The 24,728-nt window shown below is 65.5% G+C and carries 25 protein-coding genes; 4 read left to right on the forward strand and 21 right to left on the reverse strand.

What is annotated here, in order from left to right; all coding sequences use genetic code 11:
- Positions 1-68: 68 nt before the first annotated feature.
- The 21 genes from KHN93_RS10515 to KHN93_RS10615 all read right to left on the reverse strand — a co-directional run bounded on the left by KHN93_RS10515 (position 69) and on the right by KHN93_RS10615 (position 21,633).
- Positions 69-1,553: a sigma-54 dependent transcriptional regulator gene (locus tag KHN93_RS10515; RefSeq protein WP_039515098.1), complete on the reverse strand. Its 1,485-nt coding sequence runs from the start codon at positions 1,551-1,553 to the stop codon at positions 69-71.
- Entirely contained in the window at positions 1,546-1,929 is a 384-nt protein-coding gene (locus KHN93_RS10520) for a response regulator (protein WP_016904817.1), read from the reverse strand. Before KHN93_RS10520 ends, KHN93_RS10515 begins: the two co-directional genes overlap by 8 nt.
- 8 nt (positions 1,930-1,937) lie before the next feature.
- Complete coding sequence (gene rpoN, locus KHN93_RS10525; RefSeq protein WP_212579546.1) at positions 1,938-3,338, reverse strand: RNA polymerase factor sigma-54; 1,401 nt, start codon at positions 3,336-3,338, stop codon at positions 1,938-1,940.
- A 220-nt stretch (positions 3,339-3,558) separates the two neighbouring features.
- The gene (locus KHN93_RS10530; protein WP_003482986.1) at positions 3,559-4,191 is read right to left on the reverse strand and encodes a response regulator transcription factor; all 633 of its coding nucleotides are present in this window, start codon (positions 4,189-4,191) and stop codon (positions 3,559-3,561) included.
- A gap of 70 nt (positions 4,192-4,261) precedes the next feature.
- Positions 4,262-4,828: a PilZ domain-containing protein gene (locus KHN93_RS10535; protein WP_212579547.1), complete on the reverse strand. Its 567-nt coding sequence runs from the start codon at positions 4,826-4,828 to the stop codon at positions 4,262-4,264.
- Positions 4,828-5,121, reverse strand: coding sequence for a hypothetical protein (locus KHN93_RS10540; protein ID WP_039521493.1), 294 nt, complete (start codon positions 5,119-5,121; stop codon positions 4,828-4,830). The genes KHN93_RS10535 and KHN93_RS10540 overlap by 1 nt, the downstream gene beginning before the upstream one ends.
- An 8-nt stretch (positions 5,122-5,129) precedes the next feature.
- Positions 5,130-5,543 (reverse strand): flagellar export chaperone FliS, encoded by a 414-nt coding sequence (gene fliS, locus KHN93_RS10545; protein ID WP_024939606.1) that lies wholly within the window; start codon positions 5,541-5,543, stop codon positions 5,130-5,132.
- A gap of 150 nt (positions 5,544-5,693) precedes the next feature.
- Positions 5,694-7,019: a flagellar filament capping protein FliD gene (gene fliD / locus KHN93_RS10550; RefSeq protein WP_065049301.1), complete on the reverse strand. Its 1,326-nt coding sequence runs from the start codon at positions 7,017-7,019 to the stop codon at positions 5,694-5,696.
- A gap of 270 nt (positions 7,020-7,289) precedes the next feature.
- On the reverse strand, positions 7,290-8,489 hold the full coding sequence (locus KHN93_RS10555; protein WP_212579548.1) for a flagellin: 1,200 nt from the start codon (positions 8,487-8,489) through the stop codon (positions 7,290-7,292).
- Positions 8,490-8,806: 317 nt separating this feature from the next.
- A complete protein-coding gene (gene flgL, locus KHN93_RS10560) occupies positions 8,807-10,012 on the reverse strand; it encodes a flagellar hook-associated protein FlgL (protein ID WP_102254461.1) in 1,206 nt (401 codons plus the stop codon).
- Entirely contained in the window at positions 10,012-11,886 is a 1,875-nt protein-coding gene (flgK, locus tag KHN93_RS10565; RefSeq protein WP_212579549.1) for a flagellar hook-associated protein FlgK, read from the reverse strand. The genes flgL and flgK overlap by 1 nt, the downstream gene beginning before the upstream one ends.
- Positions 11,887-11,897: 11 nt before the next feature.
- Complete coding sequence (gene flgJ, locus KHN93_RS10570; RefSeq protein WP_212579550.1) at positions 11,898-13,088, reverse strand: flagellar assembly peptidoglycan hydrolase FlgJ; 1,191 nt, start codon at positions 13,086-13,088, stop codon at positions 11,898-11,900.
- Between the two features lies 1 nt (position 13,089).
- Entirely contained in the window at positions 13,090-14,208 is a 1,119-nt protein-coding gene (locus KHN93_RS10575; protein ID WP_039521506.1) for a flagellar basal body P-ring protein FlgI, read from the reverse strand.
- Between the two features lie 10 nt (positions 14,209-14,218).
- Complete coding sequence (gene flgH / locus KHN93_RS10580; RefSeq protein WP_016901722.1) at positions 14,219-14,911, reverse strand: flagellar basal body L-ring protein FlgH; 693 nt, start codon at positions 14,909-14,911, stop codon at positions 14,219-14,221.
- Positions 14,912-14,949: 38 nt separating this feature from the next.
- Complete coding sequence (flgG, locus tag KHN93_RS10585; RefSeq protein WP_016901723.1) at positions 14,950-15,735, reverse strand: flagellar basal-body rod protein FlgG; 786 nt, start codon at positions 15,733-15,735, stop codon at positions 14,950-14,952.
- Positions 15,736-16,648: 913 nt separating this feature from the next.
- Positions 16,649-17,404, reverse strand: coding sequence for a flagellar basal-body rod protein FlgF (gene flgF / locus KHN93_RS10590; RefSeq protein WP_005921307.1), 756 nt, complete (start codon positions 17,402-17,404; stop codon positions 16,649-16,651).
- Positions 17,405-17,561: 157 nt separating this feature from the next.
- On the reverse strand, positions 17,562-18,785 hold the full coding sequence (gene flgE, locus KHN93_RS10595) for a flagellar hook protein FlgE (protein WP_104590925.1): 1,224 nt from the start codon (positions 18,783-18,785) through the stop codon (positions 17,562-17,564).
- Positions 18,786-18,816: 31 nt separating this feature from the next.
- Entirely contained in the window at positions 18,817-19,488 is a 672-nt protein-coding gene (locus KHN93_RS10600) for a flagellar hook assembly protein FlgD (protein WP_016901725.1), read from the reverse strand.
- A 37-nt stretch (positions 19,489-19,525) separates the two neighbouring features.
- The gene (gene flgC, locus KHN93_RS10605) at positions 19,526-19,933 is read right to left on the reverse strand and encodes a flagellar basal body rod protein FlgC (RefSeq protein ID WP_005914451.1); all 408 of its coding nucleotides are present in this window, start codon (positions 19,931-19,933) and stop codon (positions 19,526-19,528) included.
- 3 nt (positions 19,934-19,936) lie between these two features.
- Positions 19,937-20,338, reverse strand: coding sequence for a flagellar basal body rod protein FlgB (gene flgB / locus KHN93_RS10610; RefSeq protein WP_024939612.1), 402 nt, complete (start codon positions 20,336-20,338; stop codon positions 19,937-19,939).
- Between the two features lie 350 nt (positions 20,339-20,688).
- Positions 20,689-21,633 carry a chemotaxis protein CheV gene (locus tag KHN93_RS10615; protein ID WP_016901727.1) on the reverse strand — a complete coding sequence of 315 codons (945 nt, stop codon included), beginning with the start codon at positions 21,631-21,633 and terminating at the stop codon, positions 20,689-20,691.
- Between the two features lie 299 nt (positions 21,634-21,932).
- Here KHN93_RS10615 and flgA point away from each other — a divergent pair, with 299 nt between their 5' ends.
- From flgA to KHN93_RS10635, 4 genes are all read left to right on the forward strand, one after another.
- Positions 21,933-22,577, forward strand: coding sequence for a flagellar basal body P-ring formation chaperone FlgA (gene flgA, locus KHN93_RS10620; protein ID WP_039527362.1), 645 nt, complete (start codon positions 21,933-21,935; stop codon positions 22,575-22,577).
- Between the two features lie 66 nt (positions 22,578-22,643).
- Complete coding sequence (gene flgM, locus KHN93_RS10625; RefSeq protein WP_016901729.1) at positions 22,644-22,955, forward strand: flagellar biosynthesis anti-sigma factor FlgM; 312 nt, start codon at positions 22,644-22,646, stop codon at positions 22,953-22,955.
- Positions 22,956-22,970: 15 nt separating this feature from the next.
- Positions 22,971-23,303 (forward strand): hypothetical protein, encoded by a 333-nt coding sequence (locus KHN93_RS10630; protein ID WP_024939614.1) that lies wholly within the window; start codon positions 22,971-22,973, stop codon positions 23,301-23,303.
- A gap of 152 nt (positions 23,304-23,455) precedes the next feature.
- Complete coding sequence (locus KHN93_RS10635) at positions 23,456-24,682, forward strand: ATP-binding protein (protein WP_039527359.1); 1,227 nt, start codon at positions 23,456-23,458, stop codon at positions 24,680-24,682.
- Positions 24,683-24,728: the final 46 nt, after the last annotated feature.

Raw genomic sequence — 24,728 nt, forward strand, 5'->3', positions numbered from 1 at the left:
GCTGCGGACGGGGCAATCCTGCTGAAGCAAGCGCTATGCCAGCAAGCCGGGCCGGGATGCCGGCCCGCTCAGTTCGCCAGCTCGGTCTGCTCGCGATCGATGCCGTACTTGCGCAGCTTTTCCACCAGCGTGGTGCGGCGCAGGCCGAGCAGCTGCGCTGCATGCGCCACCACGCCCTGGGTGCGTTCCAGCGCCTCGTTGATCAGTGCCAGCTCGATGTTGGCCATGTGGCCACGCAGGTCGATGCCATCGTCGGGCAGGCTGGAGCTGGTCGCCGGCTCGGCATCGGCTGGCGTGGATGGCAGGGTCACCACATTGCCCGGCAGCGCGATGTCCTCGACGGGGGCGGCAACCAGCGCCGGCTCAGGCGCAAGCTCGACCGGCACGGCCGCGGCAAAATCACCGCGGTAGCGCGCCGGCAGGTCCTGCACGCGCACCAGTCCGCCCGGATGCAGCACCGCCAGGCGCTCGACCAGGTTGGTCAGCTCGCGCACGTTACCCGGCCAGTCGTAGCTGCGCAGCGCCTGCAGGGCTTCGTCGGCAAAGCGCACTTCGCCGCGTCCAGTGCGTGCCAGCTGCCCGGCAATGGTCTGCACCAGCATGGCCAGGTCGTCGACACGTTCGCGCAGCGCCGGCATCTCGATCGGGAATACGTTGAGACGATAGAACAGGTCCTCGCGGAACTGGCCGTCGCTGATGCGGGTTTCAAGGTTGCGGTGGGTCGCGGCGATCACGCGCACGTTGCAACGGATGGTCTGGCCACCACCGACGCGCTCGAAGCTGCGCTCCTGCAGCACGCGCAGCAGCTTGACCTGCATCGGCAGGCTCATGTCGCCGATCTCGTCCAGCAGCAGGGTGCCGCCCTCGGCCATTTCGAAGCGGCCCTTGCGGGTGCTCAGCGCGCCGGTGAAGGCGCCTTTTTCGTGACCGAACAGCTCGCTTTCCAGCAGATCCGGCGGGATCGCGCCGCAGTTGATCGCCACGAACGGCCCGTCGCGCCGTGGCGAATGCTGGTGGATGGCGCGCGCGACGACCTCCTTGCCGGTGCCCGATTCGCCCAGCACCAGCACCGTGGTGTCGAAGGCAGCCACCTGGTCGATCAAGCGGCGCAAGCGGGTCACCGCCTCGCTGTTGCCGGTCGGGCCGGTGTCCTGCTGCACGCCGGCCTGGTGCTCGGCGTCCAGGCGTTTGAGGCTGGCACGGCGCAGCAGGGCTTCCAGCTGCGTATGCCGCAGCGGGGTGTCCAGCGTCCAGACATTGGCTTCGTGCAGGCCATGGGCCTGCGCAAACGCGCTCGGGCTGCCTTCCATCAGCAGCACCGGTGGCGGCAGCTTGGCATCGGCCAGCCAGTCGAAGAACTTGTCGGCCTGTGCAGCGTCCTGCGCCGAGCCCACCATCACCGCCATCCATTCGTCGTGGCGATGGCGGCCAGGATTGATGTCAGCGCCGTCAGTGACCCAGCGGGGATTGAAGTCCATGAACTCGAGCAGCGAGACCGTGCGCTCGGCGCGCACGGCATCGCTGTCGATCAACAGAATGCGGGACTCACTCATTCCTGGCTCCTTCCGTCAGGCCCTCCAGGATTGGCATGACTTCCTGGATATAGGACAGCTTGCTAACAAAATTGTCAGCACCCGCGCGAAGAGCATGTTCACGATGCTCTGCATCGTCGAAGTGGCTCGCGATGACAATATACGGCGGATCGTCCTGCGTCTTGATCAGACGCGTTGCCTGCAGCCCGCCCATCTCCGGCATGGCCAGGTCCATCAGCACGACATTGGGGCGCAGCGACTCAGAGCGCTCGATCGCTTCCAGTCCATTGGCGGCACTGCCCACGATATCGAGCCACTCCACTTTGCGAAAATGACGCATCGCAGCGTTGATGAAGCCCTCGTGGTCGTCGACCAGCAGCACGGTGAGTTTGCTCATAGTAATCCTTATCCTGCCCGGGCAAGCAGCGGTTTGTTGATGCGGCGGCGCTCGCGTGCCGGGGCGATGTCGAGTTGTTCGCGGTACTTGGCCACAGTGCGACGGGCAATATTAACGCCCTGGCGCGACAACAGCCCGGCGATGGCTTCGTCGGCCAGCGGCCGCCCGGCCGGCTCGCTTTCGATCAGTCGCCGCACCATCGCCTTGACCGCCTGGCCTGAAACGCTGGCGCCTTCCAGGCGCACGGCAAAGAAGTGCTTGAGCTCGAAGGTGCCGCGCGGGGTCTGGATGTATTTGCCGGTGGTAATGCGCGAAATCGTCGATTCGTGCATGCCGATCTCATCGGCAATTTCCTTCAGCGTCAGCGGTGCCATCGCTTCTTCGCCGCGCACCAGGAAGGTGGCCTGGCGTTCGACGATGGCGCGCGTGGCGCGCAGCAGGGTCTCGTAGCGCATCGACAGGCCGCGGGTCAGCCAGCGCGCTTCCTGCAGCATGTCGCGCAGCGGCTGGGCGGCGTCGCCGGCCTCGGCCAGTGCGCGCTCATGCACCGGGTTGATACTCACCCGATGGGTGGTGGCCGGGTTCAAGGCCACCCGCCAGCTGCCATCGGCATGCCAGGCGAGCACGTCGGGAATCACACTGGCGTTGCTCTCCTGCAACAGGTCATCGCCGGGGCGCGGCTGGAGCGACAGGATCAGCCGTACCGCTTCGCGCACATCGTCCACTTCGGCATCGTGTGCGCGTGCCAGCACCGGATAGTCGTGGCTGGCCAGCAGGTCCAGGTCGCCGGCAAGGATGCGCGCGGCCAGATGGCGCGCCGGCACGCGGCCGGGCAGGGCGCCCAGCTGGGCCTGCAGGCACTCGCGCAGGTCGCAGGCGGCCAGGCCGGCCGGGTCGCCGTGCAGCAGGCGCTGACGGACCGCTTCCACTGCCTGCATGGTCATACCAAGACGGGTGGCGCCAAGCTGCTGCAGCGTCGCCAGGGCCTCGCTCAGGTAGCCGGCGTCGTCGGTCTGCTCCAGCCAGAACGCGGCGGCCCCCAATGCGGCCTCGTCCAGGTCCAGCGCCAGATCGCGCAGGATGCGCACGTGCGGGTCGGTGGATTCGCCGGCTGCCACGCGCTGCATGCGGTCGTCGTCGTCGCCGTTCCAGCTGCTGCTCTGCACGTCCCACATCGTGCTTTCCGGCAGTTCGTCGAAGGCGGCGACATCGGAAGCGCCATCGTCGCTGGTCGCGACAGCGTCGCTGTCGGCCAGTTCTTCCAGTTCCAGCAGCGGGTTGGTTTCCAGCGCGCGACGGATTTCCAGTTCCAACTGCATGCCGTCCAATTGCAACAGACGGATCGACTGCAGCAACTGCGGGGTCAGGTGCAGTTGCTGGCCAAGCTGGGCGGAAATGGTCGTCTTCATCGAAGCGCTTCCGGAAGGCGCCGCACGTGGCAGCGATGGAACGCATCTTGCAGGACAAGGCGACGGGTTTCTAATCAGGGAATCGCGTGAGGCAATTCGTGATTTTCCTGACAGGGTGTGGGGAATTCCCTGACGTTCAATACGGACTCAAGCGTGCCCGCCGGAATCCCGTCACTGTTTTCGTCGCTGGCGGCCATTTTCGGTCGGCGCAGCGGTTTGCTCAGACCAGTTCGTTGTGATGCTTGGCGGCCAGCAACACCAGGTCGTTGGCACGCCGGCAACCGAGCGACTCCATCATGCGCGCGCGATGGGTCTCCACCGTCTTGACGCTGATGCCGAGGTCGGCGGCGATTTCCTTGTTGCTCTGGCCGCGGCCGATCTCGCGCAGGATCTCGCGCTGGCGCGGCGACAAGGCGGCGATACCGACCGGTTTTTCGCGGCCCAGCATCGGCGCGATCATCTTGGACGAAATCTGCGGGCTCAGGAACACCTGGCCCGCCGCCGCTGCACGCAATGCCAATTCCAGCTCGAGCGGCGCCGCATCCTTGACCACGAAGCCGACCGCACCGCGATCGAGTGCATCGCGCACGTGCACCGGGTCGTCGTGCATCGACATCATCACCACATGCGTGCGCGGCGCCGCGCGCAACACATCGGTCATGGCATCCAGGCCGCTGCGGCCGGGCAGGGACAGATCCATCAACACCAGATCAGGCCGGTGCAGGGATGTCATGTCCAGGGCTTGCTGTGCATTGCTGGCCTCACCCACGACATCGATGCCGGCGAAGGTTTGCAGCAGCCTGGACAGGCCGGCACGGACAAGGGTGTGATCGTCGACGATGATGACTCGCACGGCGCAGAAGAGACCTTTTTTCAGTAAAGGGCACCTTAGCCGACCCGGCGCCCCGCGCCAACAGGCGCTATCAGCGCTGGCGGCGGGCGTCGGCGATCTGACGGCGATGCAGACGGAACAGATGACGTTCCAGCGCCTCCTGCAAGCCTGGGGAAAGCGGCGCAAACCGCAGCCATAGCCAGTGATCGTGGCCATCGCTTGCGCTTGCCAGGACCTCGGCAGGAAGCTGTACCAGTTCAGGAAGCCAGTCGGAGGGTTGCAGGCAAACGCTGCCCAGGGTGCCCGGCGGGTGGCTGCTTGCGCAGCTCAGGCGGATTCCGCGCACCGACCAGTGCACGTTCGCCTGGATCAGTCCGGTGTCGCCTTTTTGCACCAGGCGGCCGATCAGGGCCAGCATCAGGTCGAGCTTGGCGTCCATGCGCTGCACCAGCAGCGGCAGCTCGCCACGGTCTTCGCTGGTGTCTTCGCTGCGCAGGTCTTCCACCTGGCCCAGGCTGCGCAGCAGGGTTTCTGCGGCGCTGTGCGAGCCGGCGTCGCTGCCGGCACGGAAGCCGGCCGGCAGGCGCACTTCGCAGCTGAGCGTGTCGGCGAACAGCGCGGCATCGGCCGATGGCGCGAGTGTGCCGAGCGCGGACATCAGATCCGTCCGATCCGTGCGTAGGCGCGGCTGGCCGTAGAGGACGTGCGCTGCGCGCGGATCAGATCCAGCAGCTTGCGTCGACGCTCGAGCATCATCCGCATCAGGTCCTGCTGCATCGCCTGCAGCGTCTGCAACGCGTCGCGGTCCTGACTCAGGTCCGCCTGCTGCGCGTACTCGCGCAGGTGCAGATCGTGGGCATCCAGCATGAACGGCATCACCTCGAATTCCTCCTGCGCCATGGCCAGGCGGATGTCGGCAATTTCGGCTTGAAGGCTCTGCGCGCTATGCATGGTATGACTCACGAAGCGGCGGAAAGGCCGCGTTGGTCCAGGGGAATGGAATTCCACGCCGAGTCGATTTCGCTGAGCAGATCCAGCGCTTCGGTCAACGCGGTTTCGTCGTTGTGCAGGTTGGCGGCAGTCAGCCGCTGCATCACGTAGTCGTAGAGCGCCGACAGGTTACCAGCGATCTCGCCACCGGCTTCGTGATCGAGCGAGCCGTTCAAGTGACCGACGATCGCGCAGGCTTCGCCGATGGCCTTGCCCTTGCGCGCCTGGTCGCCCTGCGCCAGGCAGGCCTGGGCCAGACGGATGCGCTGGCAGGCGCCGGCGAACAGCAGCGACACCAGCTTGTGCGGGTCGGCTTCGGTCACGCTGGTGGACACGCCGACCTTGCGGTATTGCTCGGCATACTGACGATTGGAACCGTACATGGATGACTCCTCAATGGGCTGACCTTCGTTGGTCCCGGAGCGCTGCGCTCCTGCGACGACGCTCCTGCCGGAAGGCAAGGCCGAAATCACGATAGGCCCTTCTTGTATCGGCAAGACCATTGCGGGACTTGAGGATCCTCATCACGGAAATCAGCTCGTCAGCAGTCCGCTGAGCGAACTGGTGCTGCTCTGCAGCTTGCTGATCATGGTTTCCATCGCGGTGAACTGCGCGGTGTAGCGATCGCTGAGCTTGGTCATGCGCGCGTCGAGGTCATCCAGGTCATCCTCGTAGCCCTTGATCTGCTTGTTCAGGCTGTCCGAGCGCAGGGTCAGGGTGCCGTTGTTGGCGTTGACGTTGCTGTCGAGCAGCTTGGTCATGGCCGAGCCGAACTTGCTGTCCTTGCCGAGCACCTCGGCGGCGGCACCGCCGTCGGCGGCGATGGCGGTGTCGAACTTGCCGCCATCGAAGCTCATCACGCCATCCTTGTCGATGGTCAGGCCGAGCGACTTGAGTTCGGTGAGGTTGCCGCTGACCTGGCCGCGCAGCTGCTGCTGCAGGCCGCGCACCAGCGAGTCGCCGGTCAACGCAGCGGCGGTCTTGGTGGTGGGGTCGTAGGCGCTGCTCTTGGCCAGCAAGGTGTTGGCGGTGTTGTAGGCGGCGGCGTACGCGGTCAGATTGGCCTTGAGGCCGCTGGTGTCGGCCGCAACGCCCAATGTGACCTTGGTGCCTTCGGCGGCCTTGGTGAGGTTGAGCACCACGCCCGGCACGATGTCGGTGACGGTGTTGGAACTGGAGGTGCGTTCGAAGCCGTCCACGCGCACCAGCGCATCGGTCGCGGCCACGGACTGGGTCAGGCCGCCGCTGACGCCGGGGCCATAGGTGAGGCTGCTCAGGCTCGGGTCGCTGGCGCTGACGGTCAATGCGCCCTTGGTACCGGTGTCGATCGCGTTGAACACCAGGTGCTGGCCGTCGTTGGCGGTCACCACGCTGGCGGTGACGCCCTTGCCACCGGCCGCCTTGTTGATGGCGGCGGCGATGTCGGTGAGCTTGTCGGTGCCGCTGATGTCCACGGTGATTTTTTTCTCGCCATACCCGATCGTCAGCGTGCCGCTGCCGACAGTGGCATCGGCGACGAACGCGCCGGAGGCGAGCTTTTGCGCGCTGGCCAGCGAGACCACTTCCACCGAATAGTTGCCCGGCGCGGCCGAGCTGGTGGTGGTGGCGGTGAAGCCGGCATCGGTCGGTACCGTCGCCTTGTAGGCGTTGGTGTCGGCGCTGCTGATGACCTTGTCCAGCGCAGACTTGAGCGTGGTCATGCTGCTCTTGATCTGGCTGATCGCCGACAGCTGCGTGGTCGCGGCGCTCCCGGCCTTGTTGATGCGCGCCTGCTCCGGGTCTTTCTGCCGGGAAACCAGGGTGGACACCACAGTTGGGATGTCCAGACCGGAGCCGGAAGTGCTGATCACCGATGCCATGTTGCATTCCTCGTCTGGGCGTCCAAGCAAGGATGGACGCATGGGATTACGAGACGGGTATCGGCCGCATCCGCCAGGACTTTAGCGGCAGCAACCCGTTTCGCTCACGAGCTGGGGTAATGCAATTTCCATGCCGGCGGGCCGCGTCAAAAAACCCGCGCCAGGAAAGCGTGCTGCGCGTTCGCGCCAAATCTCGGGCGAAGGAGATCTGCGGCCACAAAAAAAGCCCCTCCGAAGAGGGGCTCTTGACTTGCTGCGAAGCGCTGCCGATTACTGCAGCAGGCTCAGCACGTTCTGCGGAACCGACTTGGCCTGGGCCAGCATCGCGGTACCGGCCTGCTGCAGGATCTGCGTGCGGGTCAGCTCGGCGGTTTCCTTGGCGTAGTCGGTGTCGCGGATACGGCTACGCGAAGCCGACAGGTTTTCCGAGGTTGCGCTCAGGTTGGCGATGGTGGAGGTGAAGCGGTTCTGCACCGCACCCATGTCGGCGCGCGAGGAGTTGACCGCGGTCAGCGCCTTGTCGACGATTTCCAGGGCCTTCTGTGCGCCGGAGAACGTGGAGATGTCCAGGGTGCTCAGGGTCGAGGCGGTGGAGCCGGAAGCGGCCGAGGCGGTGGTGATGCCGGCGCCGACGGTGATGCCTGCGGCGCTGGAGGTACCGGCGGTCAGCGAGGTGAAGTCCTGGCCAGCCTTCAGCGATTCGATCTGCACCGTACCGTCGGTCTTGATCGAGGCGTACATGCCGGTCTGGTCGAGCTTGTCGTTGATCGCCGCAGCCACCTTCTTGTTGACGTCGGCAGCGCTCTCGCCGACGCCGATCTTGACGTCTGCGATGGTGACGCTCTTGGCCGCGCCGCTGGCGTCCTTGAACGTCAGGCTCATGCCGCTGATCGAGCCGGATGCGGTGGAGGTGCCGGTCACGCCAGCGCCGGAAACGGCGGCAGCGAAGTTGGCCTTGCCCAGCGAATCGACATTGGCGTCAACGATGCTGTTGATGCCGATGGTCTGGCCGGCGTCGGCGCCGACCTGGAACAGCGCGCCGGAGAAGTCGCCGTTCAACAGCTTGGTGCCGTTGAAGTTGGTCTGGTTGGCGACGCGGTCGATTTCGGCGGTGAGCTGCTTGACTTCGGAGTTCAGCGCGTCACGGTCGGTCGGCGAGTTGGTGGCGTTGGACGACTGCACCGACAGCTCGCGGATACGCTGCAGGTTGCTGCCGATTTCGACCATCGCGCCTTCGGCGGTCTGGGCCAGCGAGATACCGTCGTTGGCGTTGCGCGAGGCAACGTCCAGGCCGCGGATCTGCGTGGTGAAGCGCTCGGAGATCGCCAGACCTGCGGCGTCGTCCTTGGCGCTGTTGATGCGCAGACCCGAGGACAGACGCTGGATGCTCGTCGACATGCTCGCGCTGCTGGTGTTGAGGTTCCGCTGAGCGTTCAGCGACATTACGTTGGTGTTGATTACCTGTGCCATTTTGATTTCTCCTAAGCGATTTTTCCGGCAAGGGGGACTTGCCCGGAGCCTCCGCAGGGGGGCCATCAAGTTGGCCGTTGCCGCTGCTGAGATGAATAACGGCGTTGCGTCGGGAACCTTTAGCGAAATCCAGTGTTTTTTTACTGTCTTTCTGCTGCGGGACGAAATACGGAAGCGTTGTGTATCAAGGGGTTTGGTTTATTCGGCAGCACCCCGTAGATCTTTAGCGTTGGTATAACTTTCGACGAATAAACTCCGTCGGCCTGCGCAGGTACTCGCGCGCAGGAGTGCAGAAAAAGTGGGTTTTCTGCTGAAAATCAGCGGATCAGGTTGAACAACGACGACGACTGCATCTGCTGAAAAATCGTTTGAGCGGCCTGCAACGAGGCCTTCTCCAGTTCGTACTGCCCAAGCGCCGAGGCGTAATCCAGATCGCGGATCGACGACAGGGTGGTCTTGAGGGTGACCTCGTTGGACTCGAGCAGGGAGTTGGCGTTGTCGATCGCCGACAGCTGCGCGCCGCCGGAGGCGCGCGCATCGATCATCTTCGACGAGGCCTGTGCGATGTCGCGCATCGACGACTGCAGCGTGTTGATCATCGCCGCCTTCTGCGGCTGGGTCAGCGTGTCGGAGTTGAGCGCGCCGACCAGGTCGTCGATGGTGGAGAACACGTCCTTGGTGGTGGAGGCGCCGATCTGGAAACTGTCGCCCACCGCCGGTGCACCGCTGATGCGCATGCGCACGCCGGCCGCGTTGATGTCCTCGCCATCCTTGTAGGTGCCGGTACCGACCACCGTATTGGTGCTGTCGCGCACCTCGTAGGTGTCGGCGGCGGTGAACTGCACGCTGTAGCTGCCGCCGTTCCAGCTGCCGGTGCTGGCATCGCGGCTGAAGTCCAGCAGCAGCCCGGTGCCGGTGTTGGCAGTGTTGGGGTGCGCATCCACGGTGCCGTCGCCGGTGCGGATACGCATGAAGATTTCGCTGCCGGGCAGGGTGTCGCTGACGAAGGTGTCCGGCGCCACTTCGACCTGTTTCTGGGTCTGGTCGCCGTTGTAGGTGACGCCGCCGCTGCTCTTGATGAACGGCGCGCTGCCATCGGCGGTGCCGCCGAACAGGTAGCGCCCGGTGCCGTCGGTGCTGTTGGCCAGGCTGACCATGCTGTCGCGCAGGGCGGTCAGTTCCGAGGCGATTGCCTTGCGGTCGTCGGGGCTGAGCGAGGAGTTGTTGGCCTGCACCGCCAATTCGGTGACGCGCGCCATTTTGTCGCCGGCCTGCGACAGGGCGTTTTCCTGCAGGCCAAGGCGGTTCTGCACGTTGTTGGCGTTCTCGCCAAATCGGGTGATCGCGGCCAGTGCGCGATCCAGGCCGACCGCAGTGCCGGCGGCGACCGGGTCGTCCTTGGCGGTGACCAGGCGCTGCCCGCTGGTGAGCTGGGCCTGGATCTGGTTTAGCCGGGACTGCTTGGCCGTCATCGACGACACCGACTGGCTGTACATCATGCTGGTGGAGATACGGTCGGTCATCAGCGTACGGCACCCAGGATGGCTTGGAAGATGGTGTCGGCGGTGGAGATCATCTGTGCGGCGGCCTGGTAGGCCTGCTGCAGCTTCAGCATGTTGGCGGCTTCCTCATCGAGGTTGACGCCGGAAATCGAGTCGCGGCTGGCCTGCGCCTGGTCGTTGATGACCTTCTGTGCGTCCGAGGCATAACTGGCCGCACGCGCGGCCGAGCCAACCGAGGTGGTCAGGCCCGACAGCGCGCCGTTGAGCGTGACCGTGCCGCCGCTGAGCGCCTTGGCATCGTCGAGATTGGCCAGCAACTTGGCGTTGCCGTTGTCGCTGGAGCCGGCGCCGGTGGGGCCGACGCCGAAGGTGTCGCCGGCCTTGGGCGCGCCGTCCAGCGCAAAGCTCCAGCCGTTGGCGCTGATGGTCTGCCCCGCGGTATAGGCGAACGGGCCGGCGCCGTCGATGGTGTACTGGTTGGCGTCGATGAACTCCACCGACGCCGGGGTCAGCAGCGCCGGATTCTGCGCATTGGTGACCTTGACGTCGCTGATCTTGCCGGTGCCCAGGTTGGCGACCGTGGCGGAGGCCTTGACCGGGGTGGCTGCGGCAATCCGCGAGGGGTCGGTGATGGCCACCGACAGGGTGCCGGCCAGCCCGGCGGTGGGCTGCAGCAGGAACTTGTCGCCGTTGGCCGGCGTGCCGCCGACCACCAGGCTGACGCCGTTGAGCACCAGCGGATTGGCCGGGGTGCCGGTGCCGCTGAGCGGCACCGCCGAGCCGGTGCTGGCATTGGTGGCCTTCCACGCAGTGCCGTCGAAGCTGAGCGTGACGTTCTGCCCATCCACCGCCGCCATGTTGCTGAAGCTGGCGCTCAGCGACGCGCTGCCGGTGTTGGCGGGGTTGGCGGCGGTGGTGGGCGAGCCGATGTTGAAGAAATTGCCGCCCATCGCGCCATACAGGTCCATGCCTTGCGCGTGACCGGCGTTGAAGGTGCTGGCCATGCCCACGGCCAGGCGACCGAGTTCGGCCTGGGTCGGCTCTAGCACGCTGCTGCGGAACTCCAGCAGCCCGCCGATCTGCCCGCCCAGCGAGCTGGCGCTGAGGCTGACATTCTGGCCCTGGGTCTGCATCGCCACCTGCAGCTTGCTCGGCTGATACGGGTCGGCGACGGTGGTCAGCTTGGACGAGGTGGTTCCCACCACCAGGGCCTGGCCGCCGGAGGTGAAAACGTTCATGAAGCCGCCGTCCTGCATCACCGCAGTGCCGCCGGTGTAGCCGACCAGCTTGCTCACTAGCGCGTCGCGCTGGTCGAGCATGTCCGGCGAAGCGCTGTCGATGCTGTTGCCGATGGTGCCGTTGATCTTGGCGATCTGCTGGGTCAGGCGATTGACCTCGTCCACCGCGGAGGTCAGGCCGCTGTTGACCTCATTGCTCAGGCTGTCCATCTGCCCGTTGAGCTGCTTGAAGCGCGTGGCCAGCGAGTTGCCGCTGTCGAGCATGCTCTGCCGCTCGGCGGTGGACGAGGCATTGGACGAGACCGCGCTGGTGGAGTCGAAGAAGTTCGACCACAGCCCGGCCACGTTGGTGGCGGTGTTGGAGTAGAGGCTGTCGACGCGGTTGGACAGCGAGGACAGCTGCTGCAGCCGCGACAGCTCGCCGCCGCTGTCGAGCAGGCGCGAGGTGGCCAGCTGGTCTGCCACCCGGCTCACGTCGGTGATCTTGGCGCCATTGCCCACGAACGCGTAGCCCATGTCGGTGGGCGTGCGCGTTGCAAATTCCACACGTTGGCGGCTGTAGCCTTCGGTATTGATGTTGGCGACGTTATGGCTAACGGTCGACAACGCCCGTTGGAAGGCGATCAGCGCACTGGTCCCGGTGGACATGATGGACATGGGCGTTTACCTCAACGACGAATGGTGCCGAGCCCAGCAGGCTCGGCGGTGCTGGCATAGCGGTTGGACAGGTCGGCCGCCGCGTTGCCGATCGCGGCTACCGCACGGTCGATGGTCGGACCGTTGGCGATCGCCGCGATCTTGGCTGCGTAGCCCGGATCGGTGGCGTATCCGGCCTGTTGCAAGCCGCGTGCAAAACCCTTGATATCGGTGCCGGCCTGCAGCGCGGGCTGGTAGCGACTGTTGTTCTTCAGCAGCCGCACGTAGTCGGCAAAACTCTCCTCGGCCGAGCCGTAGGCACGGAAATCGGCGGTTTCGGTGGTCTTGACGCCATTGACGTATTCGTGGGTGCCGGTGGTGACCTTGTCACCGCTCCAGCCGGTGGCCTTGATGCCGAACAGGTTGTTGGAGTCGCCGCCATTGCCGATGCCGCGCCGGCCCCAGCCGGTTTCCAACGCAGCCTGCGCGACCAATGCACGCGGATCCACGCCCAGTTCGCGCGCGGCCTTCTGCGCATGCGTCCAGATCTTGGCGACGAAGCCTTCCGGGGTACGCTCGCCCAGGCTGGCGGCGGCGCTGCTCGCCGCGCTCGCATTGACCGCGGCGTTGGCATCGGCGGCATCGCTGGCCGCCACATCGCTCCAGCGATCGTTGGCCGAGGGCCAGCTCAGCGCGGCCGCATCGTCGCTGCCGGCATCGCTGCTGCCGGTGCGCCCGGCGATCAGATCCAGCACCTGGCTCATGCCGATGCCGCCCAGGCCGCCTGCGCCGATGCCTGCAGCGGTGCCGACAGCTGTACCGATCGCTGCACCGACGCCGCCTGCCGCGCCGTCGCGGGCGGGCAGCGGCAACGAGGCATCGCGCTTGCCGGCCACCAGCGAATACGCCTTGGCGGCGTCGGCGGTGCTCAGCGAGGTGTTCAACGCCGGGCCGCCGGTGTCGCCGCTCAGCTGCTTGGAGATCATCGCCGACAGGCCCAGCCCCTTGCCATCGGTCAGCGCCTTGGCCATCTGCTGGTCGTACATCTCGCGGAACATCTGGTTTTCGCCCGGGAACATCGGGTCGCCAGAGCTTGCATCGCGCATGCTCTTGACCAGCATCTGCGCGAACTGTCCTTCGAGCTGACGTGAGACCTTGTCGATCTTGGCGGGATCGGCCTTGGTGCTCGGGTTGAGATCAATGGGCGAGGCTGCGATACGCATGTCAGATCACCTCCAGCTCCGCCGTGAGCGCACCGGCTTGCTTGAGCGCTTCCAGGATGGCCACCAGGTCGCCGGGAGCGGCGCCCACTTCGTTGACCGCACGCACGATCTGATCGAGCGTGGTGCCGCCTTCGAACTTGAACATGCGGCTGCCTTCGGAGGTGGCGGTGATCGTCGACTGCGGGGTTACCGCGGTGCGGCCGCCACTGAAGGCGCCCGGCTGGCTGACGTTGGTGTTCTCGCTGATGGTCACGGTGAGCGAGCCATGCGCGATCGCCGCCGGCATCACCCGCACCAGCTGGCCGATCACCACGGTGCCGGTACGTGCGTTGACCACCACCTTGGCCGGGGCATCGCCCGGAGAGAGTTCGACATTTTCCAGCCGCGACAGCAGGCCGATACGCGCGCCAGGATCGGTCGGCGAGCGCACTGCCACGGTCACGCCGTCCACCGCACGTGCGGTGCCGGCGCCGAAGCTGCTGTCGATCGCCGCGACCATGCGCGAGACGGTGGTGAAGTCGTTCTGGTGCAGGTTGAGGGTGATCTCGCCGCTGCCGGCAAACACGTCCGGCAACGCACGTTCGACGGTGGCGCCGTTGGGGATGCGGCCGACGCTGGGAATGTTGACCGACACCCGCGAGCCGTCCTTGCCCTGCGCGCCGAAGCCACCGACCACCAGGTTGCCCTGCGCCATCGCATAGACCTGGCCGTCGGCGCCCTTCAGCGGTGCCATCAGCAGCGAACCGCCACGCAGCGACACCGCGTTGGCGATCGAGGACACGGTGATGTCGATCGGCTGGCCGGGTTTGGCAAACGGCGGCAGTTCGGCATGGATGGCCACGGCCGCGACGTTTTTCAGCTGCGGATTGACGTTCGCCGGAACATTGACGCCCAGCTCGCCGAGCAGGTTCTTCAGGCTCTGCACGGTGAAGGGCGCCTGGCTGGTGCGGTCGCCGCTGCCGTCCAGGCCGACCACCAGGCCGTAACCGACCAGCGCGTTGCCGCGCACGCCGCCGACCTGGGCAAGATCCTTGATGCGCTCGGCCGAGGCCGGCGCGGCGATCGCGCAGACCGCCACAGCGGCGGCCAGCAGACGGAAGGGCAGGGAAGACAGATTCATGGTCGCAGGCTCAGTAGGGCGACAGACGGGAATTGAAGAAGCGGCTCAGCCAGCCCATCGCGTTGGACTGCGCGATCGCGCCGCGGCCGCCGTAGGCGATGCGGGCGTCGGCCACCTTGCTCGAGGGCACGGTGTTGTCCGGGGCGATGTCGGCGGCGCGCACGATGCCTTGCACCTGCACCAGTTCGTCGCCCTGGGTCAGGCGCAGGTTCTTCTGCCCCTGAATCACCAGATTGCCGTTGGGCAGGCGCTGCATCACCGTGACGGTGACGCTGCCCTGCATGCGGTTGCTTTGCGCGGTGTTGCCCTTGCCGTCGAAGCTGCGATCGCCGCTCAACGAGTTCTGCAGTACGTTCAAGCCACCGACGGTGAGCGGCGCACCCAGCAGCGTCGGCGCGGCCATGGTGGTCGCGTCCTTCTTGCTGATGCTGGTATTGGCGGTGGACGAGGCGGTGGTGCTTTCCACCAGGTTCACCGTCAGCAGATCGCCGACATCGCGGGCGCGGCGGTCGCCGTACAGGTTCAGGCTCGGGCCGGCGGCGTAGATCGCCCCGGCGGTGGGCTGCGCCACCGGCGCGACCACCGGCACGATCGGCGCCAGTTCGGCGAACGGCCGCACATCGCCGGCCGCCACGCAGCCGCCCAGCAGCGCGCTGCAGGCAATGGCGAGGCACAGGGAGGAGAGAGAAGGCAGGCGGGACATGGCGTGGATTCCTGAGAGGGCAGTGACCGGCGGGCCGATCAGACGTTGTTGTTCAAGTAACCGAGCATCGAGTCGGTGGTGGAGATCGCCTTGGCATTCATTTCGTAGGCGCGCTGCGTTTCGATCATGCTCACCAGTTCTTCCACCGTGTTGACATTGCTGCCTTCCAGCGCGCCCTGCACGGTGTTGCCCAGGCCGTTGAGGCCGGGGGTGCCGTTCTGAGCAGGGCCGGAGGCGGTGGTTTCGACAAACAGGTTCTCGCCCTTGGACTGCAGGCCCGAGGGGTTGATGAAGTCGGTCAGCGTCAACGCGCCGATTTCCTGCGCGGCGGCCTGGCCGGCCAGCGTCACGCTGATGGTGCCGTCGTTGCCGATGGTCAGCGACTGCGCGCCTTCGGGGATCTGGATGCCCGGCTGCAGCGGGTAGCCGCTGTTGGTGACCAGCTCGCCCTGCGCATTGATCTGGAAGGTGCCGTCGCGGGTATAGGCCGAGGTGCCGTCAGGCATCTGCACTTCGAAGAAGCCGCGGCCGTTGACCATCACGTCGAGCGCGCGGCCGGTCTGCTGCTGGCTGCCCTGGTCGAAGCCCTTGAAGGTGGAGACCACCCGCACGCCGGTACCCAGCTGCAGGCCGGTCGGCAGCTGCGTCTGCGCGGAGGTGGAACCGCCCGGCGCACGCACCTGTTGGTACAACAGGTCTTCGAACGCCGCACGATCGCGCTTGAAGCCGGTGGTATTGGTATTGGCCAGGTTGTTGGAAATGACCGACATGCGCGTCTGCTGCGCATCCAGTCCGGTTTTGGCGACCCACAAAGCCTGATTCATGACCCGATTCCTCGTTAGACCCGGGGATGTGTTCCGGGTACGGGTGGGTATATGCACGTGCCGTGCCAAACCCGCGTCGGATTTTTGCCGGCTGTGCACTGGATCACGCGAAGCGGGCGCGACAGCCTGCACGGGGCAGGGATGGCGGCGGACAGGCGGCGGCTAGGCCGAAGCGGTGGAAACCTGCGCGGCAGATCAGGTGCGGCAGATCGGTCGCCGGTCAGCGATGTGTTCGGCGAGGTGTGAACCCTTGGCGCTGCGTGCAGAAGGGTTCTCGGGATTTGCCGGCTGGCATTGCGACGCAGTCAACAGGCTGGTTGGTCGAGCGCGCGGTGGCCTCACCGCTCGCGGGACACGCCGTGAACCCATCCCTGGGGGCTCGGTGGCGGCATCCATGCCGCCACACGGTCCCGCAATCGGCGAGGCCACCGCACCTGGGAGTGAATCGGTGGTCGTGTGAAAAGCTGCTTGTTGCTCGGGTTGAATCGGGAAGCGGATCGGAAGCGATGCGATCCAAGCAACACACCGCATGCTCTGCTCGCAATCCTGCGTACCGACTATCTCGCCTGGTCCTTGCCCGCCCACCGTCGCGGGACCTTACGCGGCATGGATGCCGCGTAAGAGCCTACATGGACGTACTTGCGGCGTGTCCCGCGAGGGTGGGCGGGCAAGGGCCCTGCAGCCAAGGCACAAACCAGCCGCTCTGCAGCGAAGGCCCAGATCAACAGCAGTGCCAACCGCACACACCTGGCCGGTAGTCAGCGTCAAGCGCGTACAAACCACCTGCAAGACCGCAGGAGTCAGAGTCAAACGACATGTCACTTCGCGCGCGAGCCACATCCCCCGGGCGGCCGCCAGGTGCTCGGCAGCGCGGCAAGCCAACCGGCGGTGCGGCAGTGGGCGCCAGTGGCGCTTAGCCGCTGACCCGCAGCAGCGAATTGGCCGACTGCGCGTTGTCGTCGCCGTTCTTGATGATCTTGACCTGCATTTCGAACTGCCGCTGCAGCTGGATCATCTCCACCAGCGCGCCGGCGGCGTCCACGTTGCTGCCCTCCAGCATGCCGCTGTTGATGGTCTTGCCGGTGGCCACCGCAAACGCCTGCGCCGGGTCGGTGCTGGTGTTACGCATCAGCCCGTCCGGGCGCCGCGTCAAACGGTCGGCGGGGGCATCGACCACCTTCATCTTGCCGACGATGGCCATGGTCTGCGGGCCTTCGCCCTGCGGAATGATCGAGATGCTGCCGTCGCTGCCGATCTCCATCGCCTGGTGCGGCGGGATCGTCATCGGATTGCCGCCCTCATCCAACACCGCATGCCCATTGGCGGTCACCAACTGGCCGTTGGCGGTGAGTGCCAACTCGCCGTTGCGGGTGTAGGCCTCGCTGCCGTCGGGCGACTGCACCGCCAGCCAGCGGTCCTGCTGCAGCGACACGTCCAGCGGGTTGCCGGTGACCTTCTGGTGGCCCTGGCTGCGGTCGAAGCCCTGGTCCACATGCAGCGCATCGATCCGCGACGGATAGCCCTTGCCCTGGATCTTGAACGCCTCGGTATTGGCCAACGCAGCCTTGAACCCCACCGTATCGACGTTGGCGAGATTGTGCGACACGGTGCCCTGCGCCTGCAGGGAGGCGCGGGCACCGGTCATCGCAACGTAGAGAGCTTTGTCCATGAGGCACCGGGATTGGGGAATGGAGAGTCGGGAATCGGGAATCGGGAATCGCAAAGGCGGGATTGCTGGAGACTGGAAGAGGGAAGCAAGGCCGGCATCCGATACACGCAATACCAGCTCTTACGATTCCCTATTCCCCAATCCCGATTCCCAGCCGTTAACGAATATTGATGATCGTCTGCGTGACCTGATCCTGGGTCGAGATCATCTGCGAGTTGGCCTGGAAGTTGCGCTGGGCCACGATCATGTTCACCAGCTGCTCGGTCAGGTCCACCGTGGAGGATTCCAGCGAGCCGGATTCGATCTGGCCCAGGTCCGAGGTGTCCGGCGCGCCGGTGCGGGCGGCACCGGAGGTGTAGCTTTCGGCCCACATGTTGTTGCCCTGCGATTGCAGGCCCTGCGGGTTGACGAAGGTGCTCAGCGCGACCTGACCCAGCGGCTTGTCGGCGCCGTTGGAGTAGCGCGCGAACACCACGCCGCTGGTGTCGATGCTGATCTCGTTGAGCTTACCGCTGGCATAGCCGTCCTGGCGGGTATCACGCAGCGCGAAGGCTTCGCCGTACTGGGTCGAGCCACTGACGTTGAGCTGCATGCTCAGCACGCCGGCGCCGGTGCTCGGGGTGAACGGGTCCATCGTGATGATGCCGTTGGCCGGGGTGGTCAACGCGCCGGTATCGGAGAACTGCAGCGTGGTGGGCGCGCCGACCGCGGCACCGTCCACGTAGTTGTGCACCTGCCACTCGTTCGGGTTGGCGGTCTTGACGAAGTAGGAGGTCTGCACATGGCTGACGCCCAGCGAATCGTAGACGTTGATGCCGCCGGTGGAGTGGCTGTAGGTCTTGTCGTCAGCCGGGCTGAACGGGGTCACCGACGGGGCGGTGGCATTGCCCGGCAGGGTGAAGGCCAGGTTGACCGTGGAGGTCGACTTGGGCGGGCTGTCGGTGGTCAGCAGCTGCAGGTCCGACAGGCGGCCGACGTCGAAGCCGTTGCCGCTCGGGTTGGGGGCGAAGACCTGCAGGCGCGCGCCCTGCGGATTGATCACGTAGCCGTTGGCATCGGTCTGGAAGTTGCCGGCGCGGGTGTACATCTTGGCGCCGTTGGAGGTCACGGTGAAGAAGCCTTCGCCGGAGACGGCCAGGTCCAGGCTGCGCCCGGTCGGATCGATATTGCCCTGCGAGAACTGCTGCGCCACATTGCTGACGCGCACGCCCGAACCCACCGCGTTGCGCGACAGGCCGTAGCTGGTGCTCTGGAACATGTCGGCAAACTCGGCACGCGATTCCTTGAAACCGGTCGTGTTGACGTTGGCGATGTTGTTGGAGGTGACGTTCAGATCGGCATTGGCTGCGTTGATGCCGGACAACGAGGTATTGAAAGCCATGGATGAGGTCCTTTGAGTGTCGGTTGCCGGCTCAGCTGACGCGGAGCACGTTGGCGAGCGGGGAAGTGCCTAGCCCGGTCAGGTTGAGATACAGGCCGTCCGAGCCGATCGTGACGCTGTCCACCGGCGCGTCGACATAGGTGGACAACTTGCTTTTGGAACCGGCGGTGTCGGTCTGGGTGGCGGTCACGCCGTACTTGCCGGCGGCCATGCGGTTGCCGTTGGCATCGGTGCCGTCCCAGGCAAACGACACTTCACCGGCGGCGCTGGCCGGCACGCTGAGCTGTTTGACGAAGGCGCCGTTGGCATCGGTGATTTCGAAATTGACGGTGCCGGCCGAGGTCGCGGCGACCACGCCCTTGGCCGAATTGGTGGCATCGATGGCGAGCTGTGCGGAGGGCACCAGCACGTTGTGCCCGACCAGCGAGGCGCCCTTGAGCACCTGATCGCTGCTCTGCGCTGCCGAGAAGCTGCTGACCTTGGTATTGAGGTCGCCGATGCCCTGCACGGTGGAGAACTGCGCCAGCTGGCCCAGAAACGCGCTGTTTTCCATTGGTTTGAGCGGGTCCTGGTGCTGCAGCTGCTCGGTCATCAACTTGAGGAAGTCGGCCTGGCCGAGCGATTCCTCCTTCTTCTTGGTCGCTGTGGCGCTGCTGGAGGTCAGCCCGAGGCTGGTGTAGAGGTCACTACCGATCGTGCTCATGTGAAAGGGTCCGTAAGGGAAGGGTCAGCTAGGAGGGTCAGCGACCCATGGTCAGGGTGGCGAGCGCCAGTTCCTTGGCGGTGTTGAGCATTTCCACGCCGGCCTGGTAGTTGCGTGAGGCCGAGATCATGTTGACCATCTGCGAGACCGGGTCCACGTCCGGCGAGAACACGTAGCCATCGGCATCGGCCAGCGGATGGCCGGGCTCGTAGCGACGGATCGGCGGCGCGTTGGTGGTGGTGATCTCCTTGACGTTCACCGAGGTCAGACTGGGGTCCTGGCGACTTTGCTGGGCCTGGAAGATCGGCTCGATCGGCTTGTAGGTCGCCTCGGCCGAGCCAGCGACGGAGTCGGCATTGGCCAGGTTGGAGGCGATGGTGCTCAGGCGGACCGACTGCGCGTGCAGCGCCGAGCCGGCCACATCGAAGATGGGTAGATTGCTCATGACTTATTGGCCGGTGATCGCGGTGAGCATCGAGCGCACCTTGGATTCGAGGAAGCTCAGCGAGGCGCGGTATTCCAGCGCGGCGCGGCCGTAGGCAGCACGTTCGGCATCGGGATCGACGGTATTGCCGTCCAGGCTGGGCTGGTCGGATTCGCGGGTGATCTGGAACGGGTTGAGCCCGGCACTGCTGCCGATCTCGTAATGCTTGGCGTCGGTGGTCTGCAGCAGGGTGCCGTCGCGCACGCCTTCGGCCGATTTGAGCGCCGCCTCGAAATTCAGATCCTTTGCCTTGTAGCCAGGGGTGTCCACATTGCTCAGATTGCTGGCAATGAGCTTCATGCGCTGCTCGCGTAGCGGCAGAGCATCGCCGTGGATGCCTAGAAAGGACGAGATGGAATTGGACACGGTGCTCTCCCGCGAAGTGTTACCAGGGAGAAAGCAATGTTTGTGCCAATCGAGGTGGTGCGGGCCGCGGAACGCGCAGAGTGATCGGAGCTGCCGACGAGCGGCAGCTTGGCCGTCCGGGGGGCGCGATAGACATCGTATCCGTCGCGGCGCTGCTTCACTCAGGCGCGCCAGGCCAAAAGATTCGGCATTAACCGAGGCGCGTTCCGGCCACGTCCGGCGTCAGCGGATGTCAGTTTAAAAGCGGGCTGACGCACACCGCCCCAACTTCAATGCTGCCGGGCTCTTGGAAGCCCGGCGCAGCGCCTTGTCGCTGCCATCGGCTTCGACCCGGCAGCCGCCTGGCCTGCTCAGGCCGCTTCGGCGACCACTTTCAGGCGCGCCAGCACGTAGTCGGCCAGCTCGTGGGCACTGTACTTGGCCACGAAGGCATTGGCGCCCACCTGCTCGACCATGGCGTTGTTGAACACGCCCGACAGCGAGGTGTGCAGCAGCACGTACAGGCCTTGCAGGCCCGGCGTGCGCCGGATTTCCGTCGTCAGCGTGTAGCCGTCCATGGCCGGCATTTCGATGTCGGAGATGACCATCGCATAGCGGTCGGCCGGATTCTCGCCTGATGCAGCCACCTGCAAGAGGTGGTCCAGCGCCTGGCGGCCGTCGGACAACAAGGTTGCCGAGACGCCGAGCTGGTCGAGCACGCTGCGGATCTGCTGACGCGCCACGCGCGAGTCGTCCACCACCAGTACCTGGAACTGCCGGTCGTAGGCGACCAGCTGCAGCGAGGGATCCAGCTGCACGTCCTTGCTGACCTTGGCGATGTCGGCGAGCACGCTTTCCACGTCGATGACCTGAATCAACTCGCCCTGGAAGCGCGTCACCGCCGTCAAATAAGTGGCTTCGGCGCCCAGTTCCGGCGGCGGGTGGATGTCTTCCACCGCAATATTGACGATGCGCTCCACGCCGCTGACCAGAAAGCCCTGGACCGAGCGGTTGAATTCGGCCACCACCAGGTAGCCGGGGCCGTTTTCCGAGTGCGCGTCGCGCTCCGGGTGGCCGATCGCCAGGCCCAGGTCCAGCACCGGCACCGAGCGCCCGCGCACGTCGGCCACGCCGGCGAACTCGGTCGGCAGGCCGGGAACCTGGAACAGCTCCGGGCGGCGCAGCACCTCCTGCACCTTGAACACGTTGACGCCAAAAAGCTGGCGCCCGCCCAGCCGGAACAGCAGCAGGGCCAGTCGGTTGTGGCCAGCCAGACGCGTGCGCTGGTCGATGCGGTTGAGCAGATCGTGGGTCATGGGGCAGATATCGACAGCGCCCTCGGAAAACTTGAGCGGTTTTAAGGTTGGTGTGGGGCGCTGTCGGGAATTGGGAGTCGGGAATGGGGAATCGCAAAAGCGGAGGGCTTTTTGCAGCAAGCCCGAGGCGAAGGACCCTGCTGTGACGTACCTACGGTGTTCACTAAGGAAATCGCACATCAGCAGCGAAGACCGATCAAGGCTCAGCCCCCGACCGATTCCCCAATCCCGAATCCCGATTCAAAAAAACAGGCACGCCTCTTGCACTGCCTGTTCCGTCTCCCTCCGGATCTGGTCCCATGCGCCTGCTCCTGCTTGTCATCTTGTTGGCTGCCGCTCCGGCCTGGGCCCAGAGCTATCAGTCTGTCGATTCCATCCGCGCTGCGGCGCTGGCCACCGTTGGCCCGGATGCCGAGGCCGAGGCCACGCTCGACCCGGGCTTGCGCATGCCGGCCTGTCCGATCGCGCTGCAGGCGCAGCCGACCGGCACCAATACGGTGGAAGTGGCCTGCCCACAGCCGGCCGGCTGGCGCCTGTTCGTACCGCTGAAGGTGCGCCGCAACCAGGACGTGTTGGTGTTGCGTCGCGGCATCAGCGCTGGAGAAGTCATTTCGCTGGCCGATATCAGTATCGAGAAGCGTGATGCCGCGCGCATCGTCGGTGCGGTGCTGGCCGATCCGGTGGCGGCGGTGGGCAAGACCGCCCGGCGCATCCTGCCGGCCGGCTCGCTGCTGTCGGCCAACGATCTGGTCACGCAGCGGCTGGTCCGGCGCGGCGACACCGTGCCGCTGGTGTCGCGCAATGGCGGTCTGGAGGTGCGCATGAGCGGTCGCGCGCTGTCCGATGCCGGCGAGAACGAGCGGGTTTCGGTGGAAAATTCCTCTTCGCGCCGGGTGGTGCAGGGGATCGTCGAAGCGAGCGGGACCGTTGTGGTGTCCAGATAGAAAATCGCTATAAAGTTTTTTTTTGGCATGCCGTTATCCCCTACGACCTGTAGAGGAGTTCCCGACATGAGCCAGAAAATCGAAGGCAATCTACCGACCGCTGCAACCCTTCGCACCGCGGCCACGAGCAGCAAGATCGCTTCGGCCGGTGAAGATCGCGCGTCCCCGATCGCCGCATTGCCGCCGACCGACAGCGTCAAGCTGACCGGTGAGGCGACCAACCTGCAGAACCTGCAGCGCACGCTGTCGCAGTCCTCGGCGATCGACACCGGTCGCGTCCAGGCAGTGAAGGATGCGTTGCAGAACGGCAGCTACTCCATCAACCCGGATGCCATCGCCAGCCGCATGATGGATCTGAATCAGCAACTGGCGGGTTAATCCCCGACTCAAAGGATGAACGTGAACGAGTTCCTGCAACGTCTCAGCGATGCGCTGGCCGGCGAACGCCAGGCATTACTCGAGAACGACATCGATGGGTTGATGCGCCATACGCAGGACAAGCTGTCGGCACTGCGCGCGCTGGAAGCGGCAATGCCCCAGGGCGAAGAAGAGCGGCTGCGTGAACTGGCCGAAGCCAATCGCGCCAACGGCGCGCTGCTGGCACGCCGGCGTCGCGAAGTGAACTGGGCACTGCGTCATTTGGGCCGCACCGAGAGTGCGCCGTCCTACGACGCCAAGGGCCAATCGAGCGTGCTGCGCGGCGGTCGTTCGTTGGCAGTGGCCTGAAGCACCGCAGCGTGCCCGAGCGCACGCGCAGGCTGGACCAGGTGTTTGCGGCGCAGCTTTGAGCTGCCCGGCGTGCAAGAGCATGGCCCCGCGCAATACGAGGCCTGGGCGGTTCGGCGTATATTGAAGCGTCCTCTACGCCGCCCTGTCCCGTGACTGCCAAGTTTTTTCTCAATCAAACCCTGTTACCGTCCTCGACCATGCTGCGCGCCTTTGGCGACCAGATGCTCGAAGGCGTGCTGCTGTTCCGCGCCGACGGGCAGCTGATCCTGGCCAACGCCATCGCCCGCCAGAGCCTGTGCAAGGAAGATCCTGCCGACGACCGCAATCTCGGCGAGCGGATCTCGCAGGTGCTGCCGTCGGATGCGCTCAATCAGGCGCGCAGCAAGGGCAGCTGGACCGGCAGCCTGCCGGTGGCTGATCGCGTGGTCATCGCGCATCTGTACTACAACGAGGAGCAGGGCGTCGGGCACTTCCTGGCGCTGTTCCACAACATCGAAGGCCAGCAGGACTACGAGCGCGAGCTGCAGCAGCGCCATGCCGAACTGCGCCAGGCCTACCTGCGTTTGAACGGCGCGCAGGACAAGCTGCTGCAGTCGGAAAAGATGGCCTCCATCGGCCAGCTGGCCGCCGGCGTGGCGCACGAAATCAACAACCCGATCGGCTATGTGCACTCCAATCTCGGCAGCCTGCAGGAATACCTGCGCAGCCTGTTCACGCTGATCGAAGCCTATGAGCGCGCACTGCAGGCGCCGGATCCGAAGGCGCTGATTCCGGAGATCGACGAGATCCGCAACCGCGCCGACATCGACTTCATCAGCCGCGACCTGCCGCAGTTGATGGCCGAATCGCGCGAGGGCATCGAGCGGGTCACCCGCATCGTGCGCGACCTCAAGGACTTCTCGTACTCGGACCGGTCCGAGTCGTGGAAGATGGTCGACCTGCATGCCGGTCTCGAATCCACGATCAACATCATCTGGAACGAGCTCAAGTACAAGGTCACGCTGGAGCGCAATTACGCCGAGCTACCGTTGGTGGAATGCCTGCCGTCCGAGCTCAACCAGGTCTACATGAACATGCTGCTCAACGCCGGCCAGGCGATCGTCGAGCGTGGCACGATCACCGTCACCACCGGCCGCGACGAGACCGAGAATGTCTGGATCCAGTTCCAGGACAGCGGCGCCGGCATCGCCCCGGACCTGCTGCAACGCATCTTCGACCCGTTCTTCACCACCAAGCCGGTCGGCAGCGGCACCGGCCTGGGCCTGTCGATCTCCTACGGCATCATCAACAAGCACCATGGCCGCATCGACGTCGAAAGCGTCCCGGGGCAGGGCGCCAGTTTCCGGATCGTGCTGCCGGTGCGGCAGCCGCGGTAGCGCTGGGAATCGGGAGTGGGGAATCGGGAATCGGTAAAGCGGCATG

Origin of the sequence: Xanthomonas arboricola pv. juglandis (genome assembly GCF_905367715.1) — a bacterium.
GTDB classification, from domain to species: domain Bacteria; phylum Pseudomonadota; class Gammaproteobacteria; order Xanthomonadales; family Xanthomonadaceae; genus Xanthomonas; species Xanthomonas arboricola.